This window comes from Chitinophaga sp., from assembly GCF_036569125.1.
Classification (GTDB): Bacteria; Bacteroidota; Bacteroidia; order Chitinophagales; family Chitinophagaceae; genus Chitinophaga.
Genome location: NZ_DATCRF010000021.1, coordinates 1 through 3278, shown reverse-complemented (window position 1 = coordinate 3278; position 3278 = coordinate 1). Strand labels below are relative to the sequence as shown.

Here is a 3278-nt window from a genome sequence, read left to right as displayed (position 1 = left end):
AAACCCCGCCATAGCCTGTCCTCCTGGCTTACCATATGCGGCGCATTCTTTATCCCTCTTATTGTACTGTTCCAACGGTTCTATTATGCGGCTGATTCGGCGGTGGTTAATGCATCGCCCCGGGTGTGGCAGCAATTGTATACCGATAACTGGGAGTATATGGCAGTGCTGTTACTGCCCATGGGCGTAATACTGGTGAGCAGCTTAATTACCCAGCTGGAAGTAAAGAACAATGCCTGGAAGCTGGTGCACAGCACACCGCAAAAACTGCATGTTATTTTCAGCGCCAAGCTGGCAGTGATACTGGTAATGCTGCTGCAATTCTTTGTGCTGTTCAACATCGGCATTTGTCTTACCGGGATAGTGCCTGCCCTCTTTAACCGGCATATACCTTTTCCCCGTGCAGCCTTTCCGGTTACAGCTTACCTGCGGGGCAGCGGCCAATTCTTTATAGCATGCCTGCCCATTGTAGCGCTGCAATATTTATTAAGCCTGCAGTTCCGGAACTTCCTGGTGCCGGTGGGCGCAGGTCTTGGCCTGCTAACGGCTTCCATCATAGCGGTGAAGTGGAAATATGGCTACATTATTCCTTACATTTACGGAACACTCAAATTTATTGGCAAACAACCGGCTGCAGCGCTATATACCTTACCCCTCAGCTATTTTTGCGGGTTCACCATCGCAAGCTGGTTATTGTATTATTATAAAAAGCAGAAAGATTGAAAAGGTCCGCTGTTATATTGCTGCATTTAGGATACTGGTTCACCTATATACTGCTGGTATCATTGTTCATGCTTATTTCTACCAGGGGGCACAGAACTTTTGCAGATATGCTGTACATATGGCTGGTGTCGGGTGCGGGCGTTTTCAGCTTTTTACCCGGGCTGCTGGGCTTTTATTTCTTCTATGGCCTGCTGTTCACCCGTTTCCTGCAAACTAAAAAGTTCCCGGCGCTGTTGCTGTTTGGTGCTTTAGGTATGTTAGGCAGTGCTGTTATTACGCTTTTAGTGCTTTCCATTCCCGGCACCTGGGGCGTGCATACAGACTGGCGGGAAGTAATGTGGATGACCATTTTCCTGGCGCTGCTGGCCGGTGTACATGGCATTATTGGCCTGGTGATGCGCGGATTTATATCCTGGTATGGCGACATCCGCATTAAAGAGGAGCTTACGCAAAAGAACCATGCAACGGAGCTGGCCCTGGTAAGATCGCAGCTGAACCCGCACTTTTTGTTCAACACCATTCACAATATTGATGTGCTGATAGAAAAAGATGCTGCGCAGGCATCCCTTTACCTGAACAAGCTGTCGGACATTATGCGGTTTATGCTGTATGAAACAAAAACGGAACAGATCTCCCTATCCAAAGAGCTGGCCTATATTGAAAAGTATATTGCCCTGCAAAAGATCCGTACCGCCAATACTGACTATGTACATTATTCTGTGGAAGGGGAAACCGGCAACCTGATGATAGAGCCGCTGCTGTTCATCCCTTATATAGAAAATGCTTTTAAACATGCTACACACGAAAGAACGGCCAATGCCATCCGCATTCAGCTGTGCATTGAGGCCGGCAGGCTGGTATTTGACTGTGAGAACCGGTACAGCTTAGCGCCCCACCCTATTGAAGGCGCTAACGGGCTGGGGCATACGCTGCTGCAAAAACGCCTGGCGCTGCTTTATCCCAACAAACACACATTGGCTATTACCCAACAGAATGGCATTTACAAAGTGAACCTTATACTGCATACGCATGAAAATTAACTGCATTATAGTGGAGGATGAGCCCCTGGCGCAGGAACGGCTGAAGAACTATATTCAAAAGCTGCCGTACCTGAACCTGCTAACTGTTTTTGATAATGGCGTGGATGCGCTGGTGTTCCTGAAAGCTACCCCGGTGGACCTGGTGTTCCTGGACATTAATATTGGTGAGCTCTCCGGCATTCAGCTGCTGGAAAGCGCCCGCCTGCAGCTGGAAGTGATCATTATTACCGCTTATGATGAATTTGCCCTCAAAGGCTTTGACCTGAATGTTACCGACTACCTGCTGAAACCCTATACGTTCGAACGTTTTCTGCAGGCGGCGGAAAAAGCGAAACATAACCTCTCCAGACAAGCTGCTGCCCCTGAAAAGAAGTTCATTTTTGTAAAAACAGAATACCGCCTGGAAAAAGTGCTGTTGCAGGAGATCCTGTACATTGAAGGTATGCGGGATTACCGCCGCATTCATACCCTGCATAAACGTATTATGACCCTGCAAACGTTCAAAGAGTTTGAGCAGGAAATTCCGCCTGCCATTATTTGCCGGGTGCATAAATCCTATATGGTGGCTATTGATAAGATCGATGCTATAGAGCGGGATGGGATTAAGATCGGGGAAATGATCATACCGGTTTCAGACACGTACCGGAAAGGGTTTTACGGGCTGATCGTAAAGGGCTGAAATGAAAAGGTGAATGAACAAAATTGTCCATTCACCTTTCCAGTTAAAAGCTTCATGCGTTTCAGGCTGTAATTAGCAAACCCAGAAAGTTTCGCCACAGGAAATAAACTGTGTGGTAGGCAAAGTACGTTGTTTGTTCTCTGCAGGCGCATTGGTTTTGCTCAGCTTGGAAATTTTGATCTTCACGATCTGCAATTTTTGAGATGCTTTCTTTTTCATGATCCAATAAGGTTAAAAGGTTGATAATAGCATCTAAAATAGGGTAAAAGGAGATAGCAGGTAATCCCTTAAAAAGAGGGTTTTTACTGCGGTATGGTTGCTGCCCGGTTTGTTTTGGTCAGGTATTGCGTGGCAATGCGGTTCTCCGGTTTGCGGTCGAAAGTGTAAAGCACCAACAGGAAACACCATTCCAGCGGCTTCATAAGAATGTACACAATGTCTGAAATGATCTTATTGTTGAAAATATTGTAGTAGCGATGGATCAGGTTACCCACCTTATTGTATTGCGTTCTTATAAAGCGGTGTACTGCCGGCATTCTTTCCTGCAACAGCTCCTCAAATGCATTCGCCACCAGCAATTGCCGGTTACAGATAATGATGCCATTATTACGGGTTCCATAACGTACCGGCTTTACCAGGCGTTTATGCCCGTTGGCAGCTACGGAGCAAAGGTAGTGGCCGCCGCATTCTACGTTATCGCATTTATAATCCCATTGTGAAAGCCCATGGGCATACGTGTCGGTAAAAGCCCTTATAAGCGAATCCGGCTTTTGCCCAAACAGCAATAAGATTGCGGTTAATATTAATAAGAACGGCAAACAAAGCACCAGTAAAAG

Annotated in this window: 5 protein-coding genes; 3 read left to right on the top strand and 2 right to left on the bottom strand. The window is 46.7% G+C overall.

The features are described 5' to 3' along the window. The 3 genes from VIM87_RS00715 to VIM87_RS00705 form a co-directional block, all read left to right on the top strand. Positions 1–723 (top strand): ABC transporter permease (locus VIM87_RS00715; RefSeq protein WP_331995109.1); only part of this gene is annotated, 723 nt, incomplete at its 5' end. Further along, positions 720–1763, top strand: a complete 1044-nt coding sequence (locus tag VIM87_RS00710) for a sensor histidine kinase (RefSeq protein ID WP_331995108.1) — start codon at positions 720–722, stop codon at positions 1761–1763. The genes VIM87_RS00715 and VIM87_RS00710, both read left to right, overlap by 4 nt. Then, positions 1753–2442, top strand: a complete 690-nt coding sequence (locus VIM87_RS00705) for a LytTR family DNA-binding domain-containing protein (protein ID WP_331995107.1) — start codon at positions 1753–1755, stop codon at positions 2440–2442. The genes VIM87_RS00710 and VIM87_RS00705 overlap by 11 nt, the downstream gene beginning before the upstream one ends. A gap of 72 nt (positions 2443–2514) precedes the next feature. Here VIM87_RS00705 and VIM87_RS00700 read toward each other — a convergent pair whose 3' ends face one another. Together VIM87_RS00700 and VIM87_RS00695 are read right to left on the bottom strand one after the other, a co-directional pair. Continuing rightward, positions 2515–2661, bottom strand: a complete 147-nt coding sequence (locus VIM87_RS00700; RefSeq protein WP_331995106.1) for a hypothetical protein — start codon at positions 2659–2661, stop codon at positions 2515–2517. An 83-nt stretch (positions 2662–2744) separates the two neighbouring features. Then, a partial coding sequence (locus VIM87_RS00695) for a DUF6688 domain-containing protein (RefSeq protein WP_331995105.1) occupies positions 2745–3278 on the bottom strand: 534 nt, incomplete at its 5' end.